The organism is Iodobacter arcticus, assembly GCF_042664895.1.
Lineage (GTDB): Bacteria > Pseudomonadota > Gammaproteobacteria > Burkholderiales > Chitinibacteraceae > Iodobacter > Iodobacter arcticus.
On the sequence record NZ_JBHTBQ010000019.1, the window covers coordinates 148,307 to 172,549 of the forward strand.

Sequence of the window (24,243 nt, forward strand, 5' to 3'; positions counted from 1 at the left end):
AGAGCACCCCGGTGCTCTATTTCTTTGCCTGTTATGGCAGATGCTAAAGAAATCTGCCTCTGTTACTTATCAGAAGCTTGCACGATAATGGTCAGCTATCTGCATCTGCGAGTTTCTATGCTTACTGATTTAATTCTTCTGCTTCCACTCGCTTTTACTGCCGGTTTAATCGACGCTGCCGTAGGTGGTGGTGGTCTTGTGATGATTCCGGGTCTGTTTGCGATCTTGCCGCGTGAAATTCCAGCAGCACTCTTTGGCACTAATAAATTAGCATCGATGATGGGCACGGCTTCCGCGGCTGTGCGCTATGCACGGCGGGTTAAATTGCCGTGGAATATTTTATTGCCTACGGCCGGGTCGGCCTTTGTTGGCTCTTATCTGGGCGCACGCTCTTTGCACTTTTTGCCATTGGAATGGGTACGCCCGCTGGTGATTGGTCTGCTGGCCATTATGCTGGTCTACACATGGCTAAAACCGTCTTTTGGGCATGAAGATGCGGAGCGGGAGCTAACGCGGCGCGATTTATATATCGGCCTATTGATTGGGCTGGTGATTGGTTTTTATGATGGCTTCTTTGGCCCCGGCACCGGTTCATTTTTGATTTTTCTATTTGTGCGCTTATTTCACTTCGATTTTCTGCGCGCTTCGGCATCGGCCAAAGTGGTAAACCTAGCCACCAATCTGGCCGCGCTGATGTTTTTTATCCCAGCACAAATGGTGATCTGGGGCTATGCCATTCCGATGGGGATTGCGAATATCGCAGGCGCGCAAGTGGGAAGTAAAATGGCACTAAAAGGCGGCAACGTCTGGGTACGTCGTTTATTTTTGATCTTGTCGGTCACGCTGATTTCTAAGCTGGTATGGGATACGGTAAAGGTGATGTGAGCCCTGATTAAGTTTACAAAGATCTGTAGACACAGAGTACACAGAGAAAACCTCAAAGAATAAATTTGGCTTTACTAACCTTTTCCGAGCTTATTCATTGAAGTTACAAATATATTCATGGTTAAGTCTCTCTTCCAGAGTTTTTCTCAGTGTGCTCTGTGTTCTTCCCGTTCTCTGTGTCTACAGGTCTTTTGGGGTGTGCTACGGGCGGGTAAAAGGAGATGTAAATGAATTATTGGTTGATGAAATCAGAGCCGGATGATGTGTCGATTGATGATCTGGCAGCACGGCCGGATCAGACGGTGGGTTGGTACGGTGTGCGCAATTATCAGGCGCGTAATTTTATGCGTGATGAGATGCAGCTAGGGGACCAAGTGTTTTTTTATCACTCCAGTTGCAAAGAGCCGGGGATTGCTGGCCTTGCGACAGTCTGCCGCCTCGCCTATCCAGACCCGACTCAGTTTGATGCGACTTCCGAGTATTTTGATGCTAAATCGACTTTAGATAAGCCTCGTTGGCTACAAGTTGATGTGCATTTCGTGCAAAAAACGCGTTTATTGAGCCTGAACGATCTGCGTAGCTTTCCAGAGCTGGCCCAGATGGTGCTATTGCAAAAAGGCTCGCGCCTATCGATCACTCCGGTGTCTGCCGCAGATGCTGCCTTTATTCTGGCAAAGCTATGCTGACCGCGATTCTGGCCTATTTAAGTGTTGGCCTGATTGCCGGGTTTTTAGCGGGTTTGTTGGGCGTAGGTGGAGGCTTGGTGATTGTACCCGCACTGCTGTATGTGTTTGCCCTGCTTGGCTTACCGCCAGAGCACCACCAGCATCTGGCCCTAGGCACGTCGATGGCGACGATTGTGTTTACTGGCATCGCCAGCTTTAAAGCCCACCACGCTCGTGGTGCTGTGCGCTGGTCGGTGGTGAAGAGTATTACACCTGGTATTTTGCTGGGCACTTTTGCTGGCGCGCAGTTGGCGGCTTTTGTGCCTGCACTGGGTTTGCAGTGGTTTTTTGTGGCTTTTGCTTACCTGGTGGCCGTACAAATGTTGCTGGATTTTAAACCTAAGCCATCTAGAGCCTTACCCGGCAAAGGTGGCATGACGGCGGTGGGGACTTCGATTGGCTTGGTTTCGAGCTGGGTAGGTATAGGCGGCGGCTCTTTATCGGTGCCGTTTATGACGCTATGCAATGTGCCGGTGAAAGAGGCGATAGGCACATCGGCCGCGATTGGTTTTCCGATTGCTTTGGCTGGGGCATTGGGTTACGTAGTGAGCGGCTGGTCAGCGAGCTTGCCGCAGGGGGCTTTAGGTTTTGTCTACCTGCCTGCGCTGGCGGGCATTGTGCTGGCGAGTTTCCCCATGGCTAAAGTCGGCGCAGCCGCCGCACACCGCCTGCCTGTGCCGGTACTGAAGAAATGCTTTGCTGCCCTGTTGATTGTGCTGGCGAGCAAGATGCTGTGGAGTTTGTTGAAAAGTAGCTAGTAAGGAATAAAACCCAAACCTTGAACCACAGAGGGCACAGAGAACACAGAGTTCCACGGAGAAAAGCAGGGCTTGTAATTAAGCTATTTGCTTTGAGCCATATCGGGAGGGTGAAATCCAATCCTATTAACTTAAGGTCAAAAATAGCAAAGCTTATTTTTGCGTAGGGTGTGCAAGTCGTTTTTCTTGCGCACCGCTCTCGGTGCGCAACGACTACGTCGTTGTACACCCTACGAAATGCCAATTCATCTTAAGACAAAATCTTAAGTTGAATTGGGGTGAAACCCGCCAGATTTTGGTATGAAATGCTAAGGAAAACGGCGGGTTTCACCCGCCCTACGATGATTCGAGTGGTTTTCTCTGTGTCTACAGATCTTAGGGTTTTAAGCCCTAAATCACATAAAACAAGATACTAATAAATTGGCAGAGGCTGCCGCCTAGTACGAACAGATGCCAGATGCCGTGGCCGTGGGGGATGCGGGTGTCGAGCACGTAAAACACAATCCCGACTGTATAGACTACGCCACCCGCCGCCAGCCAAGCCATGCCTGCCGCAGGCAGGGCGGCCATTAAGGGCTTGATAGCAAAGATAATTAGCCAGCCCATTACTACATAAATTCCTAGGGAAAGAATGCGGGTGCGTTTGCCTAGAATGTTTTCCTGCACAATGCCAAAGATCGCCAATCCCCAGTTCACGCCAAATAGCGTCCAGCCAAGTGGCCCTCTGAGGGTAACCAAGGCAAAGGGCGTGTAGCTACCTGCAATCAGCAGGTAAATAGCGCAGTGATCTAGGCGCTGAAAAACAGTTTTGGCTTTACCGCTGAGCGAGTGGTAAAGGGTAGAAATCACATACAGCAGAACAAGTGTGCTTCCATAGACGGCTACGCTGACGATTTTCCACGGGTCGCCCGTCATTCCTGCAAAGGTGATGAGCAGGATCAGCCCGCTGATTGCGAGTGCCGCTCCGATCAGATGGCTCCAGCTATTGAAGCGCTCTCCATGGTACATATTGGTCCTTTGTGTAGGCATTAGCCTGCTCAAGAATAACGGCTATGCCGGTAGTGTGCTTGGTACAAATGCCATGTGGATGGTAAAAAAGAGGTCTTTATTGAAAGGTTACAGCATTGTGAATAGTCCGAATATATATGATTATCAGGCACTAATATGCTGATTTTATGCTAGATTTGCCGCCCCTCAAGTGCACTTATGCGCTTACTAATTTATGCTGATGTTGCGTTATGACTCTCATTCACTTTAAAAAAATATGTAAGCAGTTTGCTTTTGCGATTGGCCCCCTATTACTGCTGCTGGCCGGACGATATCTGGTGGATAGCAGTTGGAGCGCCCAGCGCTTACTGTTTTCTGCACTGCTGTTTGCATTTCTAGCGTTGCCGCTCAATCGCTGGGCCGCCGCTGTGGCCGCAATCAGCCTCGAAGGTTTGTTGTGTCAGGCTAGTTGGTTAAAAGAAGGGCAGACTGGCGAGCCGCTTTTGGCTCGTGATTTGTTTGAAGTGTCGCAAGGCGTGTCTTTGGCTAGCTATTTAAATTGGGAAATGATCGTTTTTGCACTTCTTGTGGCGTCTGCAGTTGGCATTGGCATTTGGAAAAGGCCTCGCTTTGTCTGGTGGCGTTTGGCCTTGGCGCTGCTATTACCTAGTCTTTTGCTGATTCGTATCTTTGATCACGGGGTGTTGAATAAAACGACGGCCAGCGTTTTATCTGATTACGTAAACGCTCATTACCTTTCATACAATTTTATTCAAAATACCCGTCAGAATGGCCTTCTGGTTCATCTCTACCAAACGGCTGAAAGTGTGAAACGGCCTGCTGCCGGGCCACATTCTTTTTATAAATTGGGTTCACTTAAAACCCAAGAGGCCATCGAGCCCGATCTGGCGTTAATCTTATGCGAAGCCTGTTTTACCAGTTTGAATGATGAGCAGTTTGTTACGCCGATTGCGCGTTTAAAGCAAAAGGGTTTTAGCGCCAGCATGATGCTCAGCCCCGTTTACGGCGGGGGTACGGCCGAGGCCGAGTTTGAAATGTTGACTGGCTTATCGTCTGCCGTGTTGCCGGGCATTGATTATCAAAACTACGCCAGTAGCTATCGTAAAGATGCCGCCACGCTGGTTTCCCGTTATAAAGATGCGGGCTACCGAACGATTGGTATGCATAATTTTCATGGCAACTTCTGGAAGCGGAGCGAAATTTACCCTAGCTTTGGCTTTACTTCAACACGCTTTGTAGAAGAAATGTCGTGGAAAACCAGAACTTGGCCGGACGATGGTCTTTTATATGATGCGGCGCTTAAAGCCTATGCAGAAGGCCCGGCTAAAGGCAAAACAATGCTGTCTTTGATCACGGTGATGACGCATGGCAATTACACCGACAGAGATTATGACGGGGGTTTGGGTGATTACAATCAGCGCCTTGATGCCGCGATAAAGCATTTAGAAAAATTTGTAAAACAGCTTGAAGCGCAGGCTAAAAAGCGTAAACGCCCCTTGGTAATTGCTTTAATCGGCGATCATAAGCCTTCTTTAACGGCTGCGTTTTATCGCAAAGGTGTGTTTGACGATGCGTTTTTCCGTGAGAAAGGTGAGCGCAATGATCGATTCCGTTTTGCCTATAAGCTCACGCCGCAGCAATGGCGAAAACGCGCTGAAGTACCCTTGTTTATTAAGGCCAGCACGCCGGATTTAGCTGCCAGTGTGGCTAGTAATCTAGCCGAGAAACCGATGTTTTGTTTGCCGGGCGAGCTGGCACAGCTGCTGCCTAAGGAAGACCCGTTCTGGGGCGCGCTGTCTGTGCTTTGCGCCAAAGAGCCTGATCAACTACTGCCCGCCCAGCAAGTCGAGTGGCGCAAGGTTTTTGAGCCAGCACTGTTTGCTGAACGTCTGTTTTAATACTCTTCATTTGCGGCTTCAACGCTTAGCATCGCTTCATAATAAAGCGTGAAATAGTGATTGGCGTTGATGCCGCACGCAACCAAGAGCTTACCGTCCGGGCATTGAGCGGATTCGCTGGCGATGGCTAAGTTTAAAAAAGGTGCGTAAGGCCCCGTGCCTTGTAATAAGGCACTGCATACCGCTTCTGGTAATTTAAGCAGCCCCACAATTTGCACCAATGGCCGGTGAATCAGTTGCTCCAGCACTGAAAACAATCCCAATAAATATAAATGGTCTTTTTCCTGTGGCCAGCGCTGGCTGCCCAATCGCTCGGTTAGCTCGGCGCGTAAGAGTGCATACTCCAGCAGGGCAGGATTGGGTTTTTCTTGGCCGGGTAAGGAAAACAGCAGCAAGGATAACCAGCGATATAAACGCTCCCTGCCTAAGGCCACCAAGGCCTGATCCAGCGTGTCAATTTTCTTATTGCGTGCTTCAGCTGCAGTATTGGCTTGCGTCAGCACTCTGAATGAGAGCAGCGGATCGGTTTTTAGCGAGTGGGCAATATCGCTATTGCTTGCATCTTGACTCAGCAAATTCAGCAAATCCATTATTCGTAAGAACCCCGCTTCGATCGGACCTTCTTGCCAGGAGCTTTGGTGAAATAGCCTGCCTGCTGCATAGGCAATATCAAGCTGCTGACAAAGCTGAAATTCATCGTGCCAAGCCAGATCCAGCATCAGCAGCGGTTTACTTGGACCCTGCGCCCGGATGCGCCGCGCCAGCCTTTCAATATCGGGCGCAAGCTTGCCATTCACTGAAAAACCCAACCACTGTGCTTGGGCAATGATTTCGGATGACCAAGTAGCGGGTAATTGCAGGGCTAAATACAGGCCTGCTTTTTGTAGTTTTTGCAGCGCAGCTAAGCCACGCTCGGGCAGTGCCGTATTGGTGTTGAGCAGTAGCATGTTCCCTTGGGCGGCAAATTGGGCCAGTTCGGGCTGTAAAAGGCTGCCTGCAGATATTTCCAAGAGGCGCAGCCGCTTCTTGCTCATGGTTGTGCCTAAGCGCACGGCATGGCGAATAAGCTCGCCTTCTTCAAGCAGAATTTGCGCAATGCTTTCTTTACTCTGCGGGCGTCTACGCAGCAGGCTGCCCACTATTTTGCCGTTGGCATCAATAATATTGACGTGTTGCAGCTGCAAAGTGATTGCAGGCCCCTGCTGGACAGGCTGTGGTATCGAGGGCGGCGGTGCTGGTTTCGCAAAAAGTTGCTGTAAGAACTTGAACATGAGAGCTGAACACTAGGCAGATGAGTGCTTAAGCCTAGCAGAAGACGGGGAGGTTGCAGGAGGAGGCGGGCAGGGGGGGAGTGCCCGCTCGGCAGATGAGTCTTACTTTTCGCATATAAAAAGGGCCGCAGCTTCTATTAAAAGAAGTTGCGGCCCTTATTGTACTCTGGCTTATTTAGTCAGCTTATCCAGCGCTTCGCGATATTTAGCGGCGGTTTTTTGCGCTACTTCTAAAGGCAGGGCAGGGGCTGGCGGGGTTTTATCCCAGCCGGTAGTTTCTAGCCAATCACGTACAAATTGCTTGTCGTAGCTTGGTGGATTGCTGCCCGGCACATATTGATCTGCAGGCCAGAAGCGGCTGGAATCCGGCGTGAGTGCTTCGTCCATCAGGCAGAGCGTACCATCGGTATCCAGACCAAATTCAAACTTAGTATCGGCAATGATAATGCCGCGAGTCGCCGCGTAAACGCTGGCGGCTTTATAGAGTGCAATGGCGGTATCGCGCACCTTGGCGGCAAGCTCTACGCCAATCACTTCTTCGCAGCGTGCATAGCTGATGTTTTCATCGTGGTCACCCAACTCTGCCTTGGTGGACGGGGTGAAAATAGGCTCTGGCAGTTGATCTGCTTCGCGTAAACCCGCTGGCAAAGCCATGCCGCAGATAGTGCCGTTTTGTTGATATTCTTTCCAGCCAGATCCTGCGATATAGCCGCGAACAATCGCTTCTACGGCGACTGGTTTTAGGCGTTTTACCACCACGGCACGCCCTTCAACCTGCGGCAGATCTGCTGCGCTCACTACATCTTCGGCACGCTCGCCAGTGAAATGGCTAGGCACCACGTCTTTTAGTTTTTCAAACCAAAAGTTGGAAATAGCGGTCAGGATTTTGCCTTTTTCAGGAATCGGCTCGGCCAAAATTACGTCAAACGCGGAAAGGCGGTCGGTTGCGATCATCAGCATGCGCGCATCATCAATCGCGTAAAGATCGCGTACTTTGCCTGAGTAAATCTTAGTCAGGCTGGTCAAATTGGTCGTGGTAAGGCCGGTCATCGCAATTCCTTAAGGCATCAGAGTGGAGCAACAGGCCGCTATTTTGCCCGATTATTGGCCGCTTTTGCATAAAAGCTGCCAAGTCTTTAGCCAAAAGGTGCTCTCCCTACAGAATTTAAAAGCGAAGTTCTGTAGACACAGAGCTAAATGAGAACACGGAGCACACGGAGAAAACCTTAAGGAATGTATTCTTCCGTGAAACTCCGTGTTTCAAGACGTGGGTTTGTGCTTCTGCATAAAAGCCGCAAGTTCCTGATCGGCAGGCGAGCCTTGGGCTAAGGCCTCCATAATGCTGTTTTGCTCGGTCTGAGCGTCTTTTTGTGAAAGTTTGAATTTGCCGATCAGCGATTCAATTTTGATTTCAAAGCCAACAACTGCCACTTGCAAGCGCTGGATAAATTCGGCGGGCATGATGTCGGGCCGTGCATAGGGCTCGCCCTCGTATTGGGCGACAAGGGCCGCTAAGGCTGGGGCAGGGCTGTCTAGCAATTTAATGCTGCCTTGCACATGCACTGCGCTGTAGTTCCATGTCGGCACTTGTGGCCCGCTAGGGGCGTAGCGGTGCGAAATATAGCCGTGCGGGCCTTGGAAAATAACCAAAACTTGAGCGTCGTTTTGCCACGCTTTCCAATGTGGATTAGCCCGCGCGACGTGGCCGGCCAGCTTTTGCTCTTTTGCAATTAAAGTGAGCGGTAAATGGCTGGCAAATGCCTTGCCATCCACTTGGCTAATCAGCGTGGCAAAGCCGTAATCCCGAATAAAACCATGCAGGGTTTCGGTGTCTTTGACGGCAAAGGCGGCAGGGGTGTACATGGTTTAACCTTTAAAAGCGAAGTTCTGTAGACACAGAGCTAAATGAGAATAGGAAGAACACAGAGAAAACCTTAATGAATGTTTTTCTCTGTATTTTTAAGGTTTTCTCAGTGTGCTGCTTTTTAACTCTGTGTTCTCTGTGTTTACAGATTTTAGGTTTTTTTAAGCGCCAGCATCCAGCTGCTGCAATAAATACAGGCGCTGATAGATGCCGCGCTCTATTTGCATCAGTTCTTCGTGATTACCTTTTTCTGCGATGCGGCCGTGGTTGAGCACGATGATTTGATCGGCGTCGCGGATGGTGGATAGGCGGTGGGCGATCGAGATCATGGTGACTTTGCCGTGCAAGCGCGATAAAGCTTGCTGGACGATTTGCTCGGTTTCGCTGTCGATATGCGAAGTGGCTTCGTCTAGCAGCAAGATACGCGGCTTGCCTGCCAGTGCGCGGGCAATGGCGATCAGTTGTTTTTGGCCGGTAGAAAGCCGCGTGCCGCTTTCGCCCATATCGGTGTCGTAGCCGTTTTCTAAGCTTAAAATCAGCTCGTGTACATTGGCGGCTTTGGCGGCGGTTTCGATCTCTTCCTGGCTGAGTTTACGGCCCATGTCGATATTGTCGCGCGCGCTGGATGCTAGCAGGAATGGGTCTTGCGGCACCAAGCCTACGCCACTTCTGAACGCGGTATCGCCAATTTCGAGTAGCGGATAACCATCGATTTCGATTTCCCCAGCTTGCGGCGTGTAAAAGCGCAGTAGCAGGGAAAGCAGCGTTGATTTGCCGCTGCCAGTGTGGCCCACAATGCCGTAGAAAGAGCCTGCCGGAATGGTGAGCGACAGATCGTGCAGCACCGGATGCTTGGCATCATAACCAAAGGCCACGTCTTTAAAGTGCACTGCGCCTTTGCTAATTTGGCCCTCACCATCGCCATTGATGGCTTGTTTTTCACCCAGCAATACATTCACCCGAGCAGCCGAAACCACGGCCTGCTGGATTTGGCTAAATTGCATGGTGATCTGGATCAGCGGCTCCACCACGCGGGCGATATAGCTGACAAAGGCGTAGAGCACGCCAATTTCCAAGCCGCTAAAGCTTTGCTGGCCAAACATCCAAATCACCGTGGACAGCAGTGCCACATTTAAAAAGTCCAGCGCAGGGCGCAGCAGCCAAGCATTGGCGCGCAATTCGGCCATGCGTGCGTCATAGAGGCTGAGGTTGGTTTTTTGAAAGCGTGCGGTAAAGCGTTGCTCGGAATTGGTCGCTTGTAAAACGCTCATCCCCGCAATGGATTCGGCCATCTGAGCATTGATATCGCTGCGTAGCTGACGCGCTTTGGTAACTGACGGCGCGCTCCAGCGCTGATAGAGCCAAACAATTAAAACCACCGCCGGAATCAAGATCAGCACGATTAGCATTAAGCGCCAATTGAGCCAGGCCATCGCCGCCAGCGTGCCGAGCACCACAATCAGGCTATCGAGCATCACAAACAGCACTTGCACATACAGTGCTTTTACCGACTCGGTGTCGTTGGTAACGCGGCTAACCAGCTGACCAGTAATCGCTTTATCAAAAAACGCCATCGGTAGCGCTAATACATGGCTATAAACCTGCTCACGCAAGCGTTTAACCGAGCGCATTGCCACACCGGCAAGGCGTAGCAATTGCAAATAGCGGATCAAAGACGCTGCCCAGCCACAAGCTAGCGCACCACCCAGCAGCATAAAAATCTCGGGCCAGTTTAAAACGCGCGGCAAGAGATGCTGATCAATAAACATCTTGCCTAGGAGCGGCCCTGCTGCTTCCAGCAGCGCAGCGCAGATCAGCCAGAATAAACCCAGCCATAAATGCCGGCGCTCTGGTAGCGCAGCCTGATTAAGCAGCGCAATCGCTTGCTTACGTTCGCTCATACATCAACCTTTTTTGTTTAAAACTAACCTTAAATCTGTAGACACAGAGAACATGGAGAAAGACAAAGGCGAGAACTCTGAGAAAGCAGAAAAAAACATCTATAAGAAGCTGTAGGACGGGTGAAACCCGCGTATTTCTGACTCATTGTCGCGGGTTTCACCCGCCCTACGAAGTTCTCGTTTTAAAGGTTTTCTCGGTGTGCTCTGTGTTCTCACTGAGCTCTGTGTCTACAGAACCTAGGGTTTTAAGTATTGTGTGTAAGTAATAATCACTCTTCCAAGCTTGCTTCCAGCTGTTGGTAGCGCCATTGGCTGGCGTACCAGCCATCTAGATCGACCAGCTCTTGATGCGTACCGCTTTCTACCACCTTGCCGTGTTTCAGTACCGCAATATGGTTGGCGTCGACCACGGCAGAGAGGCGGTGGCTGACGATAATCATGCTGCGTCCTTGCTTGGCGTCCCTTAGGTGATCCAGAATTTGCGTTTCGGTTTGTGTATCTACCGCCGATAGCGCATCGTCGAGCAGCAGCAGCGGTGCGTCAGACAGCAGGGCGCGGGCGATGGCGACACGTTGGCGTTGTCCGCCAGAAAGCGATACGCCTTTCTCGCCAACCGGTGTTTCATAGCCCTGCGGCAGGCGCAGAATATCGTCGTGCACTGCTGCCAGCTTGGCGACGCGTTCAATCTCGGCTCGCGTGGCATCTGGTTTAATCAGGGCAATATTTTCTGCGACCGATGCCGAGAATAAAAACGACTCCTGCGGCACCCAGCTCATCGCCGAGCGTAGTTGCTGTAATTTATATTCTTCCACATTCACGCCATTCCAACGCACAGCGCCACTTTGCGGGTGGTATTGGCGCAGCAGCATACGTAGCAGCGTTGATTTACCCGATCCCGTTGGGCCAACCAGAGCGAGCGTTTGCCCGGCAGCAAGGCTGAGCGAAATACCCGCCAGTGCGGCATTGTTTTGCTCTGGGTAAGTAAACTCAATCGCGTCAAAATTTAGTAAGCCGTTGGGTGCGGTTTCAACTGCACCATGATCGTCTACGGAGAGTGGCTGGCTGAGCAGCGGATCAAGCCGCGCCCATGCTGCCTTGCCACGCTCTAGCAGGGAGAGTACCCAGCCTGCAGCAAACATCGGCCAGATTAACTGGCCCAGATACATGCTAAAGCTGGTGAGTGCGCCGATGCTTAGCTCATTGTGCCAAACCAGATAGCCGCCTAAAGATAGCGTTAATACGCTGGCCGCAGTGAGCGTCATGCCGACTACGGGTTCAAATGCGGCCTCCCAGCGCTGCGCATCAAGGCTGGCTTTGGCAGCGTTTTCGGCAAGGCCAGATAGCACCTTGCTATTGCGGCCTTCTAAGCCCAAGGCACGAAGTGTGCGCACACCTGCCAGTGTTTCCTGCACATGATCGTTGAGCGCCGAAAAGCGCTCTAGCGAATCGGTAGACGCCTGATGCACTTGGCGCGATAGCCGCCAAAAACCCAGCGCCATTAGCGGGAAAGGCAGCAGGGCAACGGCGGCCAAGCGCCAATCTATGCCCAGCGTCATCATCGCCAGCACGAGGATCAGCGTCATCGAGCCATCAAAACCAGCCAGCATGGCTTCACCCGCGGCCATTTCTACTGCGTCGATATCATTGGTGCCGCGCGCCATCAAATCGCCAGTGCGTTGGCGATGATAAAAAGCCGGGCCTTGGGCGGCTAACTTTTGGTAAAGCTGCACCCTTAGCTCTATCCCTAGGCGATAAGCCGCCGTAAACAGCTGCAAGCGCCAGCCTACGCGCAAAAAGTAGATGCTTAGCCCCATCGCAACGAGTCCCGCCAGTTGCCAGAGCAGTAAATCAGGCGTCAGCGATTTATTGACTAAGCCATCAATCATCTGACCCACTTGGCGCGGAATCCATACCGTGAGCACGGCCACGGCAAAGAGCATGAGCGCAGCCAAAATATAGGCACGCCAATGGCGGCGGACAAAATCGCCCAATAATTTAAACAGCGTCATATGGAGTTGATCTCGAAAGCTGGAGGTGATGCAGGTAAGGAAGAGCGTTCTATTTTAATGCTTAGCAGCCTGTCGGACTTAGCATCAGTCGGCTGCAAAATCACCTGATTGGCCCATATTTCACCGTATTTTTGACCAATAACTCGTTATTGGCGCTGCAAATTCGGCAAAATCTGGTTTCAACCATGCGATTTTTCGCTTCGACCGCCTAAGTCCGACAGGCTGCTTAGATATTACGCAAGAGTTTATCTAGGAATTGGTAAGCAGGGAAGCAAGCATTACCCACTTCTTGTGTATTAAATGTACGGTGTGTTGAAAGGAATTATTGCAATCTAGCTGTAGGCAGCAAGGAGTCAATCCTATCAACTTGAGCAAAACCCGCGAGGCATGATGCTTTTGTAGCTTGGGTTAGCTGGTTTATTCGTCTATTTAAAAGGCGGATAAACCAGCGTAACCCAACATTTATGCGCAAATAGAATGTTGGGTTACGCGATAAAGCTTGCTAACCCAACCTACAAATTCCCCTGAGATTGATAGGGTTGAGTAAGGGGCGGGGTGCTAAAATTCGGCTATAGCTAATTAATTAAAGATTGAAGAGAGAAAACATGTCTTCCCATTACGATGTTCTTATTCTTGGCGCAGGCATGGCAGGTTTAAGCTGTGCCCGGCGCTTACAAGATGCAGGCAAGAAGGTTCTGGTTTTAGAAAAAGCCCGTGGCTTAGGTGGCCGTATGGCTTGCCGCCGGACTGAAAAAGGCGCTTGGGATCATGGCGCGCAATATTTCACGGCCAGCGATCGTGATTTTGCGGCGCAAGTTGCAGCTTGGCAGCAATCGGGCTCTGTGGCGGATTGGCAAGGAAAAATCCAGGCTTGGGATGGGCAGCGTTTTAGTACGCCTAGTGCTACACAACGCTGGGTAGGTGTGCCGGGAATGAATGCGCCACTCCGCGCTCTGGCTGATGGAATTGAGATTTTATTTGATGTGAAGATCGCCGGGCTTGAAGCCATTGATGGTGGTTGGCAAGTCTTAGCAGGCGAGCAAAGCTGGCAAGCCAGCCAAGTGGTACTGAGCACGCCTGCCGAGCAAGTAGGGCCATTATTACCAGCAGGCCATGCATTGGCTACGCTTGCTGCCTCTTGTCAGATGGAGCCTTGCTGGGCCTTACTCATTCATTCTGCCAGACCCATTGCCCTGCCTTTTGATGGCCTGTTTATTAATCAGGGACCGCTGAGCTGGCTGGCTAGAAATAGCAGCAAGCTGGGACGCGGTAGTGAGGAAAACTGGGTGGCGCATGCCTCGCCAGAATGGTCACGTCAGCATCTGGAATTAACACCGGATAAAGCCTGCGCCATGCTAAGCCGGGCTTTTGGCGATCTTTTCCATGATATGCCTGTCGATGGTTTACCTGTCTTTAAGCTACTGCAAATGAGCGCGCATCGCTGGCGCTTTGCGAGTGGAGCATTGCCGGTGGCTGATTTGCCCTATGCTTTAAGCAATGATGGCCTAGCTTTAGCCGGGGATTGGCTAGCAGGCGGCAAGGTAGAAGGCGCTTACCGCTCTGGCTCTGCCTTGGCTGCAGCTTTATTGGCTTAAGCGGTGGGGATGAAGCTTGTCGATAAAGGCGCATCAGCGTAAGGCCAAGCTTTGTGCAAAGTCGGGTTTGCGTAGGGTGTGCAAGTTGTTTTTCTTGCGCACCGGTTCTCGGTGCTTCGGCTTCGTCGTTGTACACCCTACAAAATTAGATTTGGCTGGGCTTGTTCCTTGCTGCTTAAAATGGCATATCACCTGTTCTGAATTCCACACCGAGTGCCTCAGAAATACTTAGCATTTCCTCGTCATCCGCACTTTTAGCAATCCAGCCGCCGTAGCAATCGCCATCTGTTGCCCAATTCCATAGCGTGTAGCCGTGAGTGCGTAGCTGCTCGAAAGCGGCTTCCATCAGATCCGGCACGCTGGTGTTATCCAGAAACTCATCATCATCCGGATCGTCCACGCCCCAGTCGATGCTGATATCGACACGCTCAACTAGCGTTTCAATGCAGGAAATAAAAGATTCGGTGTCTTTCCAATCTACAAAGAAGCCCGATTCCCAATCGATCACATCTTTGATGATCCAGATCAGCTCTGTTTCATCGTCAGATTCATCATCGCTCTGAGCGTCAAGCTCTTCTTCAAATGCCAGCCATTGCGCTTCAACAGCGGCACGATCATCCAGATTAATTAGCTCTAAAAGCCGCTTAACTGATGCTTGGTCAGCAGTACTCACGGTGGACTCCTTTTAGTACAGTTATGCCTTAAAAGTATATTCAATCATTGCACATGCAAAGCTTACTCTCTGGAATTTTCTGCCGAAAATAAATTGAGCACTCAGCATCGCATTAAATGATTAAAATTTAATCATTATTAAGTAGTTTAAAAGCTAAGTAATGGGGTATTTTTCGCAATATAAAGCTTGAATCTTGCTGATTGTCAGCATAATAACTTGATCATAATACGCTTGGATTGCATAGATGCTTTCTTTGTTTGTGCTGTCAGTAAGATGCCACAGTATATTTTATAAGCTTTCAAGTATCCAAAGCTAGCGCCATGCCGTACGCAACAGGGCAAGGAATGAAGGATAAAGCACCCGGTTACCATGAGCGCTTAAATGATCGCCATCAAAAAATAAAGGCAATCCTCGATCAAAAGCTGAGCAAGTATCTGATGGGCATAGGGCAGAGAAAGTTTCCCAAACAAGCAGCTTGGGGTGCTTGTTTTGCAAAGCGGCTAGCGTGGTGGAGGCGGGCTTGCTCATTTCTTGCAAATAGCTGCGCTTTATACTGAGGCCGCTTTGGCAAATGGGGTTGTTGACGTTAAACCAGTCTGAGCAGCGAAAGGGGGAGATTTAAAAACGGGTTTGGGCGCATCCAGCATTACGATTAAAGAGCGTTTTTCTAAGCGGCTAATGATGTTTTCTGCTTCTGCCAAAATCTGATTACGATGCTCATCTGCTTTTTGATTGGAATCTAAAACTTGTGCCTCGATAAAGGTGGTCCATTGATCGCTTAAACGGGGCATTCTGAGCGAGGCTAAAAAAATCAGATCGCCCGCTTGTGCAGTGTGCTCGATTTGCCCGAGCGCTTGCTCAATAAATTCTGCACATTGTGGGTTTGCTGTCTGGCGTAAATTGGCGACAGGACCGCCTGCTGCCGAGTAAGGTAAAACTTCAATGCCTTGCTCATCGCTCAGCTTACGCAGCATGGTGCGGTAAGCTACGGCGTGTGAATCGCCCAGAATAAAGATTTTTCGATCTGCCAAAGCAGTGGCTTTCAGCGTATTGCTGGCAGATGGCCAAGCTTCGGGATACCAGTTTTGCACATCACGGGTAACGCTCAGGCTAAGTCGTGGCTGAGCTTTGAAAATATGCTGGGTAGAAATAAAGCAGAGCAAAATAATTGAAACGCCGCCTCCTGCAATTTGCCAGTCTCGCTTGCTATGAATAAAAATGTTTTTGCGTATGGGGCGCTCTAAAAAATGATAGGAAAAAATACTGCATAAGCCTGTGGTTAGAGCTGCAGCCAGTATATTGCTTGGGTGATCCAGCCCTGTTGTCCATCTAAATAGCACCAAAACAGGCCAGTGCCATAAATAGAGTGAATAGGATATTTTGCCGATATAAACCAACCATGAGCATTGCAGGATGATTCCTAAACGGCCTGATGTCTTAGCAACGCCAGCAATCAGGCATAAAGTGCCACTTACAGCTAATAGAGCCCAAGGAAAAGGAAAGGCTTTTGGGTCTGAATATATAAACCCAGCCACAATTAATATCATACCGAGTGCAATGGCAAAGTTTGAGCTGTGTTTTGATTGAGCAATCAGTTTGTTTTGCTGATGAAATATAAATAGCATTGCGCCACTGGCCAGCTCCCAGAATCGGCTGGGCAGCAGGTAATAGGCATGGTTTGGGGCGAGTTGGGTTTCATACCAAGAATAAAACAAAGAAATAATAAACAGCAGCGGCAATAGGTATGGGGAGATTCGCCCCATAAAGTTTTTTTGTTCTTTATATTTAATCCAGATAAAAAACACGAAGGGGAATAGCAGATAAAACTGCTCTTCAACAGCCAAAGACCAGGTATGGGTAAAGGCATTAAACTCAACGCGCGGTGAGAAATAGCCATCGTTAAACCAGATCAGTGCAAAATTACTTAAGCCCGCAAAGCATACAAGGCTGTGCTGTTCGTGCTTTGGCTTAGCCATGATGCGGGCACAAAGAGCGTTTGCAGCAGACCAACAATCATTAAACAAGCCAAGAGTGCCGGGTAAATGCGGATAATGCGCCGCGAATAAAATTGCAGCACAAAGTTCACAAAATGAGTTTGCCTGCTTTTGGCTAAGCTACTCCTGAAAAACCACCGGGCAAAATCAGCGGGTTAAAATGAAATAAAATAACCGATAAAACAGCGATTGCACGCAGGCTATCTATTTCTGGAATATAGCTAGAAGGGGATGTGTTTTTAATTAAAGTCATTCGCCGCCTTTAGAAGTAGTGCATAAAAACACCTGCTTAGTGCAGCACGGTGTGATGCAAAGTACTGAGGGTGGTATGCGGGATAGGCGTGATTGATCAGCTCTTCCCGTTTTATGACTTATTCATAGCAGATTGCGATATATTTTATTGGTTTTTAAAAGCAAAAAACCCGCATTAAAGCGGGTTTTTTTACGGGCTTGCTTAATTACTTTCCAATACAAAAGCGGCTAAAAATCACGCCGAGTAAATCGTCAGAGGTGAATTGCCCGGTGATTTCGCTGAGTGCGTTTTGCGCCAGACGTAATTCCTCTGCAAATATTTCGATTTGCAGATAGGCGCTTTCCGCCGTCACCAGATGGCTTTGGGCGCGGCGGATGGCGTTAAGGTGGCGCTCTCTGGCGATGAATACGCTGTCGTCATGGCCATGCCAGCCTACTAAAGTGAGCAGCTTGCTGCGTAGCTCGTCTAGGCCGATGCCTGCTTTGGCGGATACGTGGATTTCATTGTCGGCCACAATGCCTGGCACATCACCCGTGAGGTCGATCTTATTAAAGACGCGCAGTACGGGCAGCTCCGGCGGCAGTTTGTCCAGGATGGCTTGATCGTCGCTGGTAATACCGATGCGGCTGTCGATCAGCAGCAGGGCGAGTTCGGCTTTGGCAATCGCTGCCCAGGTGCGCTCAATACCGATTTTTTCTACGGTATCGGTGGTGTCACGCAAGCCTGCGGTGTCGATAATGTGCGCAGGCACGCCATCGAGTTGAATCAGCTCGCGCACGGTGTCGCGAGTCGTGCCAGCAATATCGGTGACGATGGCGATTTCTTCTCCTGCTAGCGCATTCATCAGGCTGCTTTTGCCTACGTTAGGCTGGCCGATGAGGACCACATGCATGCCTTCACGCAGCAATTTGCCCTGAGTCGCGGTGCCAAGCACGCGTTGCAGCTGGCTTTGCAGCTCCAGCAATTTGCCGTGGGCATTGGCGGCTTCTAGGAAATCGATGTCTTCTTCGGGGAAATCGAGCGTGGCTTCTACCAGCATACGCAGAGTGATTAGCTCGTCGACCAGCACATGAATCTCACGCGAGAACGCGCCATCCAGCGATTTAAGCGCCGATTTGGCGGCAGCAGTCGATTGGGCGTCGATCAGATCGGCAACGGCTTCGGCTTGTGCCAAATCCATTTTGCCATTGAAAAAAGCGCGTTTGCTGAACTCGCCCGCTTCGGCAAAGCGTGCGCCCAGCTCTAAGCAACGAGCCAGCAGCATCTGCATCACCACAGGCCCGCCGTGGCCTTGTAATTCCAGCACTTCTTCGCCGGTAAAGGAATTGGGTCCGGGGAAATACAGTGCAATCCCTTCATCTAACACCGTACCATCTTCGGCTTTAAATCGGGCGAAGTGGGCGTAGCGGGGCTTTAAGGGCTTGCCGATGAGTTTTTCTACAATATCGCCCAAATGACGGCCAGAAATACGAATAACGCCCACGCCACCTCGACCCGGGGCAGTGGCAATGGCGGCGATGATGTCGGGGGTGTAAAGCATGGCGGACTCGGTATGGGGATTAAGTAAAACTTTCTTCATAAGCGGTGCAAAGCAGGATGAGCCAGCCTTGCGATGTATTAATCAGATTATACGTGGTATGGAACTGCCACGGCGCTTGTTGCTTGCGTTCAATATGCCAATTGATATCTGCGATGGCGTGTTGCGCGCCTTGCAAAAAGAGCTGATTAATCTTGAAGCTAGCTTTTAAAAAACCATGCTCTGTATACCACTGGCAAAGCTCCTGCATATTGCTTGCTGTGGCATCCGGGCTAGAAAAATGCGTGTATTGCCCATGCTGAGCAATGCCTGAAGGCACGGCAAACATCCCAGCAATACTCGGGCTATCTTGCTGATTGTAAGCAAGGCAATAGGTATTAAAAAAGTGCTCAATTTCAGTGTGGATTTGTTGTGTGGTCATTACAAATACTCGGCTGCTCTGAAATGAAAACGCCGCCCTAAGGCGGCGTTATTTGGCAGTGACTTGTTAAGCTTTAGCCAGCTTAATAGGCTTGTCGTCGTCTGCTTTTTCAATCTTACGCGTGATATACCATTGCTGGGCAATAGAAATCACGTTATTCACTACCCAGTACACAACCAAGCCTGCTGGGAAGAAGAAGAAGAACACACTGAACATCAGCGGCATAATCTTCATCATCTTAGCTTGCATCGGATCCGGTGGAGGAGGGGACAGCGATGTTTGGATATACATCGAAATCGTCATCAACACAGGCAGTACGTAGTAAGGATCTTTCACCGATAAGTCGGTAATCCAGAAAATCCATGGTGCTTGGCGTAGCTCAACCGATGCCAGCAGTGCCCAGTAAAGTGCAATAAACACCGGAATCTGTACCAGCATAGGCAGACAACCACCCAGCGGATTCACTTTTTCGGTTTTATACATTTCCATTACGGCTTGCTGGAACTTCATCTTGTCATCGCCATGCTTCGCTTTTAGCTGTTCCATGCGCGGTGCAAGCTTGCGCATTTTAGCCATAGAGCGATAGCTCGCAGCAGCCAGCGGGAAGAACATCGCTTTGATCAGCATGGTCAGCAAAATAATCGACCAGCCCCAGTTGCCAACCATCTTGTGGATGAAATCCAGAACCGCAAAGATAGGCTTAGAGAAGATGGTGAAAATGCCATAGTCTTTAATCAGATCAAAACCTTCGGCTACGGTATTCAGTACACGGGTTTCTTCTGGGCCAACAAACAATGGAATGCTCGTTTCATACTTTGCATTGGCAGCAATCGTCGGCAATTCTACGATCACACCGGCAGAGTACAGGCCATCTGGCAGCTTTTTCAGCTCGTAGCGAACACCATTTGCACCGCCCACTGCTGGCGCGTTTTTAGGTGAAACAATCCACGCAGTAGCAAAGTAGTGTTGAAGCATGGCAACCCAGCCGTCTTTAGCTGCTTGCTCGTAGGTGGCTTCACCTTTATCCAGCTTGCTGAATTCCACTTTTTCGAATTTCTTCTTTTCAGTGTAAACAGCAGGGCCAGTAAAGGTAGTGGCTCCCATATGGCCGCCGCTACCTTCAGGTGTTTTGCCATCGCGTAGCAAACGGTAGTAAGCCGAAGTGGTCAATGGTTTAGCAGAACCGTTAACCAGCTCGTACTTCACATCAATCAGATAGCTATCACGCTTAAAGGTATAAATCTTGGCGATTTTTATACCATCAGGGCCGGCAGCTTCTAGGCGAACAGAGACTTCCTTCTGGCCATCAGCCAGTTGGTAGGCGGTTTGTGCGCTGGTAAAAGTGCTTTTATGCGTAGGCAGGCCTTCACCGATCAGGCCGGTTTGTGCCACATAAATATGCTCGCCTTCGTCTTGCAGTAAGGCAAATGGCTTTTTGGCATTATCAATCATGCCGTGTTTAAGCAGCTTTACGCTACGCAGATCGGCACCATTGGTGTCGATTTCTGCATTAAACAGGTCTGTTTTAACGGTAATGCGCTGACCACGTTGCAGTCTGCCTGCATCTTGTGGGGCCTGACCTGGTGCTGCAGCCTGTGGCGTAGAACCATTTGTAGCGCTTGCAGTTGCTGCAGGGGTTTTTATTTGAGGGTAACGCTCTTCCATCCACTTCTGCCAGAAGAACAGAATGCCGAATGACAACGCGATAAAGAGGATGAGTCTTTTGGTATCCATCTTGGCTCGAAAGGGTATGCAGATTTATGGTACCGGATCATAGCCACAGCCACCCCAAGGGTGACAACGACATAGCCGGCGAGTAGTTAGCCAGCCCCCTTTCATCACGCCGTAGCGTGTGACGGCTTCAATGCCGTATTGGGAGCAAGTTGGCGTAAAGCGACAGCGCGCTCCTAGGAGCGGGCTAATAGTAAACCGGTAAAGTTGCAGTAGCGCGACGATTATTTTCGACATTTGTGAATCTTGCCGAGCAGTGAAATAAGTGCTTCACGTGCTGCAGCGCCTTCTTTTCGTCCAAATGGCCGACGTGCACGTACCACCAGATCGATGCCGGTTACTTTATTTGCGTTCAGGCGAAATGTTTCCCGCACTGTGCGTTTGATGTAGTTGCGACCTACGGCCCGCTTGTCTGTTTTTTTACCGACGACTAAGCCAAGTCTGGCGTGATCCAGCCCGTTGGGCCTGCCAAGCACTTGAAAAAAATCATTGGAAGAAGAACAGCGCAAACTAAAAACGGATGAAAATTCATCCGCTTTTAGCAGGCGCATATTGCGCGCAAAACCAGTTTGGGAGTGTCCCAACAAAGCTTAGCATCAAGGTTCTGCCCGCAATTAAGCGGTCAAAACCTTGCGGCCCTTTGCGCGGCGAGCGTTAACAACGCGAACGCCGCCAACGGTCTTCATACGGGCACGAAAACCGTGAGTGCGTTTGCGTTTGATAACTGAAGGTTGAAATGTACGTTTCATAATATTGGATCCCTGCCAAACAAAATCGAAGTAAACCGCCGTTTATATGCCCTCTAGGCGCCTGTGTCAATGCCTTTTATTAAGCGGCATCATAATCGGGCTGTGGATAAGTAGGGGGTGAAGCGGTACAATCGCCCCTCGTTCTCTTTTGAAAACATCACCGCTTTCGTTGTGGGCCTCCTGTGTGGGGCACTTGTGTATTCCACAAATCACGACGGACAGGATACCCCTATGTCTGTGCAGGAAAATTGCTGGCCCCACTGCCTTGCTGAGTTGGAGCGTCGTTTAGGCGCGGACCAGTTTCGCATCTGGATTAAACCGCTAACGGTTGAAATGACCGATGAAGGCTTAAACCTGATCGTACCTAATCAGATTTTCTTACAATTTATTCGTGATCGTTATCTTGGAATGATTGAAGAAGCTGCCTCCACCTTTGCAACGGGCGATGCGCCTGTTATTGCCTTGCGCGTAGGCACAATGCAAAGGCCTGCTGCTGCGCCTCAGGCTAGCAGCAGCGTTGCAGAGGGTAAACCTGCGCCTGCTAAGGCGGTGATTAGCGCTTCGGCCGCCAATCACGAAACCACACGCTTAAACCCTAATTTTACTTTTGAAACGCTGGTCACCGGTAAGGCCAATCAATTGGCGCGTGCGGCGGCGATTCAAGTGGCAGAAAACCCCGGCGTAAGCTACAACCCGCTATTTGTTTATGGCGGCGTGGGCTTGGGTAAAACTCACTTGATTCAATCGATTGGTAATTATGTGCATCAGCGTAATCCGGGCGCCAAGATTCGCTATATTCATGCCGAAAAATACGTGCAAGATGTGGTGCGTGCTTACCAGCACAAAGCGTTTGATGAGTTTAAACGCTACTACCACTCGCTTGATCTGCTGCTGATTGATGATATTCAGTTCTTTGTGGGCAAAGACAAAACGCAGGAAGAATTCTTCTACGCTTTTAATGCCCTTGTGGAAGCGCACAAGCAAATTATTATCACCTCCGATCGCTATCCAAAAGAAATCGACGGCTTGCAAGAGCGCTTAACTTCGCGCTTTTCCTGGGGCTTAACGGTGGCGATCGAGCCGCCTGAGCTAGAAATGCGCGTGGCAATTCTGATGAAAAAAGCCGAGCGCGAAAACTTTAAGCTTGATGCCAACGTAGCGTTTTTTGTCGCTAAACATATCCGCTCAAATGTGCGGGAGTTAGAAGGCGCATTGAAGCGGGTATTGGCTTATTCTCGCTTTACCAATCAGCCGATTACACTGGATGCAGCTAAAGAAGCGCTGAAAGATATTTTAGCGTCTGGTAGCCGTCAGGTATCGGTAGAAAATATTCAGAAAACTGTCGCAGATTTTTATAAAATCAAGATTGCAGATATGCATTCTAAAAAGCGCACTCGTGATATTGCGCGGCCAAGGCAGATTGCCATGGCGCTGACTAAAGAGCTCACGCAAATGTCTTTACCTGCCATTGGTGAAGCTTTTGGCGGGCGAGATCACACCACGGTCTTGCATGCTTGCCGCACCATTGAAGAAATGCGTGGTAGCGATAGCGAAATCGCTCATCAATATGGCGTGTTGCTGCAGATGCTGCGTAGTTAATTTTTGGTGTGGGTTTGTTGTTGGGCGGGAGAAGCCCGCTGCCAGCAAATCTGCATTGCCAGCTGCGTTGAATGTCAGTGCCTGTGTATGCACCTGCATAAAACATGGCTGGTTTGTAAGTTTGGGTGCTGCTTAGCTTATTTGATTTGGCTAAATACCATTCATTCCCTACACATGCTGTAAATCGGTTAGAATCCTGCGGTTAAACCCATTTTTTGGAACGAGGCGCCATGCAACTCTTGCAAGCCGAACGCGATGCGCTCTTGAAGCCGCTGGCTACGGTCACCGGTATTGTTGAGCGCAGGCATACCCTGCCCATTCTCTCGAACGTGTTGATCAAGAAGGATGGCGACGCCCTGTCCTTTACCGGCACCGATCTTGAAATTCAGATCAGTAGCCGTCAGGCCGAAGGCTTTTCTGGCGACGATTTCGCCATTACAGTCGCAGCTAAAAAGCTGTCTGATATCTTGCGTGCGATTGCGGATAAAACCGTAGTGAGCATGGAAGAAGCCGACGGCCGTCTGACGATTAAGGCAGGCAAAAGCCGCTTTAATCTGCAAACGCTGCCTGCCGCTGATTTCCCGCAACTGGCGGTAGATACCAATCTGCGCGCTACAGTACGCATGCCACAAGGCCAGTTAAAAGCCTTGCTGGGGCGTACGCAATTTACGATGGCTCATCAGGATATCCGTTATTACTTGAACGGTTTGTTTATGGTGACTGAAGGCAATTTGCTGAAACTGGTTGCCACCGATGGCCACCGTTTGGCTTTTGCTTCGGCAGAGATTCTGGGCGATTTCGCTAAGAATGAAGTGATTTTGCCGCGTAAAACAATCTTAGAATTATATAAATTGCTGGCTGATTCGGATGATGAAGTCACCATCGATATCGCAAGCAATCAAGTACGTTTTGCCTTTGGCAATATCGTGATTCACAGCAAAGTAGTCGACGGTAAATTCCCCGATTACAACCGCGTGATTCCGCAAAATAATGATAAAGGCTTGTTGATTGAGCGCCAGATGTTATTGGCCTCGATGCAGCGTGCTGCGATTTTATCGAATGAAAAATTCCGTGGCGTGCGCTTAGTGCTCACCGACGGCTTGCTCAAAATTATGTGTAATAACAATGAGCAGGAAGAAGCGCAGGAAGAAGTAGAAGTGGATTACAGCGGCGCGCCGCTGGATATCGGCTTTAACATCCAGTATTTGCTGGACGTATTGACCAATACATCGGTTGAAACGCTACACTTCTCGTTTGGCGATGTGACTTCCTCGGTACTGGTTACTATTCCAGATAACGAGCATTTCAAATACATTGTGATGCCAATGCGCATCTAGCTTCGGTAAGTTTACGGCTAAGGTCGGGGTTGCCC

At 49.9% G+C, this 24,243-nt stretch carries 23 protein-coding genes; 7 read left to right on the forward strand and 16 right to left on the reverse strand.

Features of this window, described 5'->3' with window-relative positions; all coding sequences use genetic code 11:
• Positions 1-117: 117 nt before the first annotated feature.
• The 3 genes from ACFQNF_RS11945 (at position 118) to ACFQNF_RS11955 (ending at position 2,368) form a co-directional block, all read left to right on the forward strand.
• On the forward strand, positions 118-885 hold the full coding sequence (locus ACFQNF_RS11945) for a sulfite exporter TauE/SafE family protein (RefSeq protein ID WP_380188183.1): 768 nt from the start codon (positions 118-120) through the stop codon (positions 883-885).
• A 227-nt stretch (positions 886-1,112) separates the two neighbouring features.
• Positions 1,113-1,571, forward strand: coding sequence for an EVE domain-containing protein (locus ACFQNF_RS11950; protein WP_380188184.1), 459 nt, complete (start codon positions 1,113-1,115; stop codon positions 1,569-1,571).
• Positions 1,565-2,368: a sulfite exporter TauE/SafE family protein gene (locus ACFQNF_RS11955; RefSeq protein ID WP_380188185.1), complete on the forward strand. Its 804-nt coding sequence runs from the start codon at positions 1,565-1,567 to the stop codon at positions 2,366-2,368. Before ACFQNF_RS11950 ends, ACFQNF_RS11955 begins: the two co-directional genes overlap by 7 nt.
• Before the next feature lie 390 nt (positions 2,369-2,758).
• Here ACFQNF_RS11955 and trhA read toward each other — a convergent pair whose 3' ends face one another.
• Complete coding sequence (gene trhA / locus ACFQNF_RS11960) at positions 2,759-3,376, reverse strand: PAQR family membrane homeostasis protein TrhA (RefSeq protein WP_380188247.1); 618 nt, start codon at positions 3,374-3,376, stop codon at positions 2,759-2,761.
• Positions 3,377-3,606: 230 nt separating this feature from the next.
• On the opposite strand from trhA, the gene ACFQNF_RS11965 reads away from it, so the two are divergent.
• Entirely contained in the window at positions 3,607-5,274 is a 1,668-nt protein-coding gene (locus tag ACFQNF_RS11965; protein WP_380188186.1) for an LTA synthase family protein, read from the forward strand.
• On the opposite strand, the gene ACFQNF_RS11970 is transcribed toward ACFQNF_RS11965, so the two are convergent.
• From ACFQNF_RS11970 to ACFQNF_RS11990, 5 genes are all read right to left on the reverse strand, one after another.
• Positions 5,271-6,458, reverse strand: a complete 1,188-nt coding sequence (locus ACFQNF_RS11970) for an EAL and HDOD domain-containing protein (protein ID WP_380188187.1) — start codon at positions 6,456-6,458, stop codon at positions 5,271-5,273. The two genes, ACFQNF_RS11965 and ACFQNF_RS11970, sit on opposite strands and share 4 nt — an antisense overlap.
• 258 nt (positions 6,459-6,716) lie before the next feature.
• The gene (locus ACFQNF_RS11975; RefSeq protein WP_380188188.1) at positions 6,717-7,595 is read right to left on the reverse strand and encodes a phosphoribosylaminoimidazolesuccinocarboxamide synthase; all 879 of its coding nucleotides are present in this window, start codon (positions 7,593-7,595) and stop codon (positions 6,717-6,719) included.
• A 210-nt stretch (positions 7,596-7,805) separates the two neighbouring features.
• Positions 7,806-8,408, reverse strand: coding sequence for an FMN-binding negative transcriptional regulator (locus ACFQNF_RS11980; protein WP_380188189.1), 603 nt, complete (start codon positions 8,406-8,408; stop codon positions 7,806-7,808).
• 162 nt (positions 8,409-8,570) lie between these two features.
• Positions 8,571-10,310, reverse strand: a complete 1,740-nt coding sequence (locus ACFQNF_RS11985) for an ABC transporter ATP-binding protein (RefSeq protein ID WP_380188190.1) — start codon at positions 10,308-10,310, stop codon at positions 8,571-8,573.
• Positions 10,311-10,579: 269 nt separating this feature from the next.
• Positions 10,580-12,319: an ABC transporter ATP-binding protein gene (locus ACFQNF_RS11990; protein ID WP_380188191.1), complete on the reverse strand. Its 1,740-nt coding sequence runs from the start codon at positions 12,317-12,319 to the stop codon at positions 10,580-10,582.
• 605 nt (positions 12,320-12,924) lie between these two features.
• Here ACFQNF_RS11990 and ACFQNF_RS11995 point away from each other — a divergent pair.
• Entirely contained in the window at positions 12,925-13,914 is a 990-nt protein-coding gene (locus ACFQNF_RS11995) for an NAD(P)/FAD-dependent oxidoreductase (protein ID WP_380188192.1), read from the forward strand.
• 175 nt (positions 13,915-14,089) lie between these two features.
• On the opposite strand, the gene ACFQNF_RS12000 is transcribed toward ACFQNF_RS11995, so the two are convergent.
• The 10 genes from ACFQNF_RS12000 to rpmH form a co-directional block, all read right to left on the reverse strand.
• Entirely contained in the window at positions 14,090-14,587 is a 498-nt protein-coding gene (locus ACFQNF_RS12000; protein ID WP_380188193.1) for a DUF6630 family protein, read from the reverse strand.
• A gap of 312 nt (positions 14,588-14,899) precedes the next feature.
• Positions 14,900-15,115 (reverse strand): SGNH hydrolase domain-containing protein, encoded by a 216-nt coding sequence (locus tag ACFQNF_RS12005; protein ID WP_380188194.1) that lies wholly within the window; start codon positions 15,113-15,115, stop codon positions 14,900-14,902.
• 20 nt (positions 15,116-15,135) lie between these two features.
• Complete coding sequence (locus ACFQNF_RS12010) at positions 15,136-16,563, reverse strand: acyltransferase family protein (RefSeq protein ID WP_380188195.1); 1,428 nt, start codon at positions 16,561-16,563, stop codon at positions 15,136-15,138.
• A gap of 133 nt (positions 16,564-16,696) precedes the next feature.
• A complete protein-coding gene (locus ACFQNF_RS12015; RefSeq protein ID WP_380188196.1) occupies positions 16,697-16,834 on the reverse strand; it encodes a hypothetical protein in 138 nt (45 codons plus the stop codon).
• A 205-nt stretch (positions 16,835-17,039) separates the two neighbouring features.
• Entirely contained in the window at positions 17,040-18,374 is a 1,335-nt protein-coding gene (gene mnmE, locus ACFQNF_RS12020; protein WP_380188248.1) for a tRNA uridine-5-carboxymethylaminomethyl(34) synthesis GTPase MnmE, read from the reverse strand.
• A gap of 19 nt (positions 18,375-18,393) precedes the next feature.
• The gene (locus ACFQNF_RS12025; RefSeq protein ID WP_380188197.1) at positions 18,394-18,792 is read right to left on the reverse strand and encodes a hypothetical protein; all 399 of its coding nucleotides are present in this window, start codon (positions 18,790-18,792) and stop codon (positions 18,394-18,396) included.
• A gap of 66 nt (positions 18,793-18,858) precedes the next feature.
• The gene (gene yidC, locus ACFQNF_RS12030) at positions 18,859-20,526 is read right to left on the reverse strand and encodes a membrane protein insertase YidC (protein WP_380188198.1); all 1,668 of its coding nucleotides are present in this window, start codon (positions 20,524-20,526) and stop codon (positions 18,859-18,861) included.
• A gap of 24 nt (positions 20,527-20,550) precedes the next feature.
• Positions 20,551-20,760, reverse strand: a complete 210-nt coding sequence (gene yidD / locus ACFQNF_RS12035) for a membrane protein insertion efficiency factor YidD (protein ID WP_082752849.1) — start codon at positions 20,758-20,760, stop codon at positions 20,551-20,553.
• Positions 20,748-21,074 (reverse strand): ribonuclease P protein component, encoded by a 327-nt coding sequence (gene rnpA, locus ACFQNF_RS12040; RefSeq protein ID WP_046351799.1) that lies wholly within the window; start codon positions 21,072-21,074, stop codon positions 20,748-20,750. Before rnpA ends, yidD begins: the two co-directional genes overlap by 13 nt.
• 63 nt (positions 21,075-21,137) lie before the next feature.
• Entirely contained in the window at positions 21,138-21,272 is a 135-nt protein-coding gene (gene rpmH, locus ACFQNF_RS12045) for a 50S ribosomal protein L34 (RefSeq protein WP_293933600.1), read from the reverse strand.
• Positions 21,273-21,503: 231 nt separating this feature from the next.
• Between rpmH and dnaA the strand changes: the two genes are divergently transcribed.
• Entirely contained in the window at positions 21,504-22,871 is a 1,368-nt protein-coding gene (gene dnaA / locus ACFQNF_RS12050; RefSeq protein WP_380188199.1) for a chromosomal replication initiator protein DnaA, read from the forward strand.
• Positions 22,872-23,101: 230 nt separating this feature from the next.
• Complete coding sequence (dnaN, locus tag ACFQNF_RS12055) at positions 23,102-24,208, forward strand: DNA polymerase III subunit beta (protein ID WP_046351797.1); 1,107 nt, start codon at positions 23,102-23,104, stop codon at positions 24,206-24,208.
• Positions 24,209-24,243 lie beyond the last annotated feature (35 nt).

What these genes read in the sequence shown, in the direction of transcription:
- ACFQNF_RS11945 (WP_380188183.1), top strand. Translation starts at nt 118, where the DNA reads ATGCTTACTGATTTAATTCTTCTGCTTCCACTCGCTTTTACTGCCGGT.
- ACFQNF_RS11950 (WP_380188184.1), top strand. Translation starts at nt 1,113, where the DNA reads ATGAATTATTGGTTGATGAAATCAGAGCCGGATGATGTGTCGATTGAT.
- ACFQNF_RS11955 (WP_380188185.1), top strand. Translation starts at nt 1,565, where the DNA reads ATGCTGACCGCGATTCTGGCCTATTTAAGTGTTGGCCTGATTGCCGGG.
- trhA (WP_380188247.1), bottom strand. Translation starts at nt 3,376, where the DNA reads ATGTACCATGGAGAGCGCTTCAATAGCTGGAGCCATCTGATCGGAGCG.
- ACFQNF_RS11965 (WP_380188186.1), top strand. Translation starts at nt 3,607, where the DNA reads ATGACTCTCATTCACTTTAAAAAAATATGTAAGCAGTTTGCTTTTGCG.
- ACFQNF_RS11975 (WP_380188188.1), bottom strand. Translation starts at nt 7,595, where the DNA reads ATGACCGGCCTTACCACGACCAATTTGACCAGCCTGACTAAGATTTAC.
- ACFQNF_RS11980 (WP_380188189.1), bottom strand. Translation starts at nt 8,408, where the DNA reads ATGTACACCCCTGCCGCCTTTGCCGTCAAAGACACCGAAACCCTGCAT.
- ACFQNF_RS11985 (WP_380188190.1), bottom strand. Translation starts at nt 10,310, where the DNA reads ATGAGCGAACGTAAGCAAGCGATTGCGCTGCTTAATCAGGCTGCGCTA.
- ACFQNF_RS11990 (WP_380188191.1), bottom strand. Translation starts at nt 12,319, where the DNA reads ATGACGCTGTTTAAATTATTGGGCGATTTTGTCCGCCGCCATTGGCGT.
- ACFQNF_RS11995 (WP_380188192.1), top strand. Translation starts at nt 12,925, where the DNA reads ATGTCTTCCCATTACGATGTTCTTATTCTTGGCGCAGGCATGGCAGGT.
- ACFQNF_RS12005 (WP_380188194.1), bottom strand. Translation starts at nt 15,115, where the DNA reads ATGAGCAAGCCCGCCTCCACCACGCTAGCCGCTTTGCAAAACAAGCAC.
- ACFQNF_RS12010 (WP_380188195.1), bottom strand. Translation starts at nt 16,563, where the DNA reads ATGGCTAAGCCAAAGCACGAACAGCACAGCCTTGTATGCTTTGCGGGC.
- ACFQNF_RS12015 (WP_380188196.1), bottom strand. Translation starts at nt 16,834, where the DNA reads ATGACTTTAATTAAAAACACATCCCCTTCTAGCTATATTCCAGAAATA.
- mnmE (WP_380188248.1), bottom strand. Translation starts at nt 18,374, where the DNA reads ATGCTTTACACCCCCGACATCATCGCCGCCATTGCCACTGCCCCGGGT.
- ACFQNF_RS12025 (WP_380188197.1), bottom strand. Translation starts at nt 18,792, where the DNA reads ATGACCACACAACAAATCCACACTGAAATTGAGCACTTTTTTAATACC.
- yidC (WP_380188198.1), bottom strand. Translation starts at nt 20,526, where the DNA reads ATGGATACCAAAAGACTCATCCTCTTTATCGCGTTGTCATTCGGCATT.
- yidD (WP_082752849.1), bottom strand. Translation starts at nt 20,760, where the DNA reads ATGTCGAAAATAATCGTCGCGCTACTGCAACTTTACCGGTTTACTATT.
- rnpA (WP_046351799.1), bottom strand. Translation starts at nt 21,074, where the DNA reads ATGCGCCTGCTAAAAGCGGATGAATTTTCATCCGTTTTTAGTTTGCGC.
- rpmH (WP_293933600.1), bottom strand. Translation starts at nt 21,272, where the DNA reads ATGAAACGTACATTTCAACCTTCAGTTATCAAACGCAAACGCACTCAC.
- dnaA (WP_380188199.1), top strand. Translation starts at nt 21,504, where the DNA reads ATGTCTGTGCAGGAAAATTGCTGGCCCCACTGCCTTGCTGAGTTGGAG.
- dnaN (WP_046351797.1), top strand. Translation starts at nt 23,102, where the DNA reads ATGCAACTCTTGCAAGCCGAACGCGATGCGCTCTTGAAGCCGCTGGCT.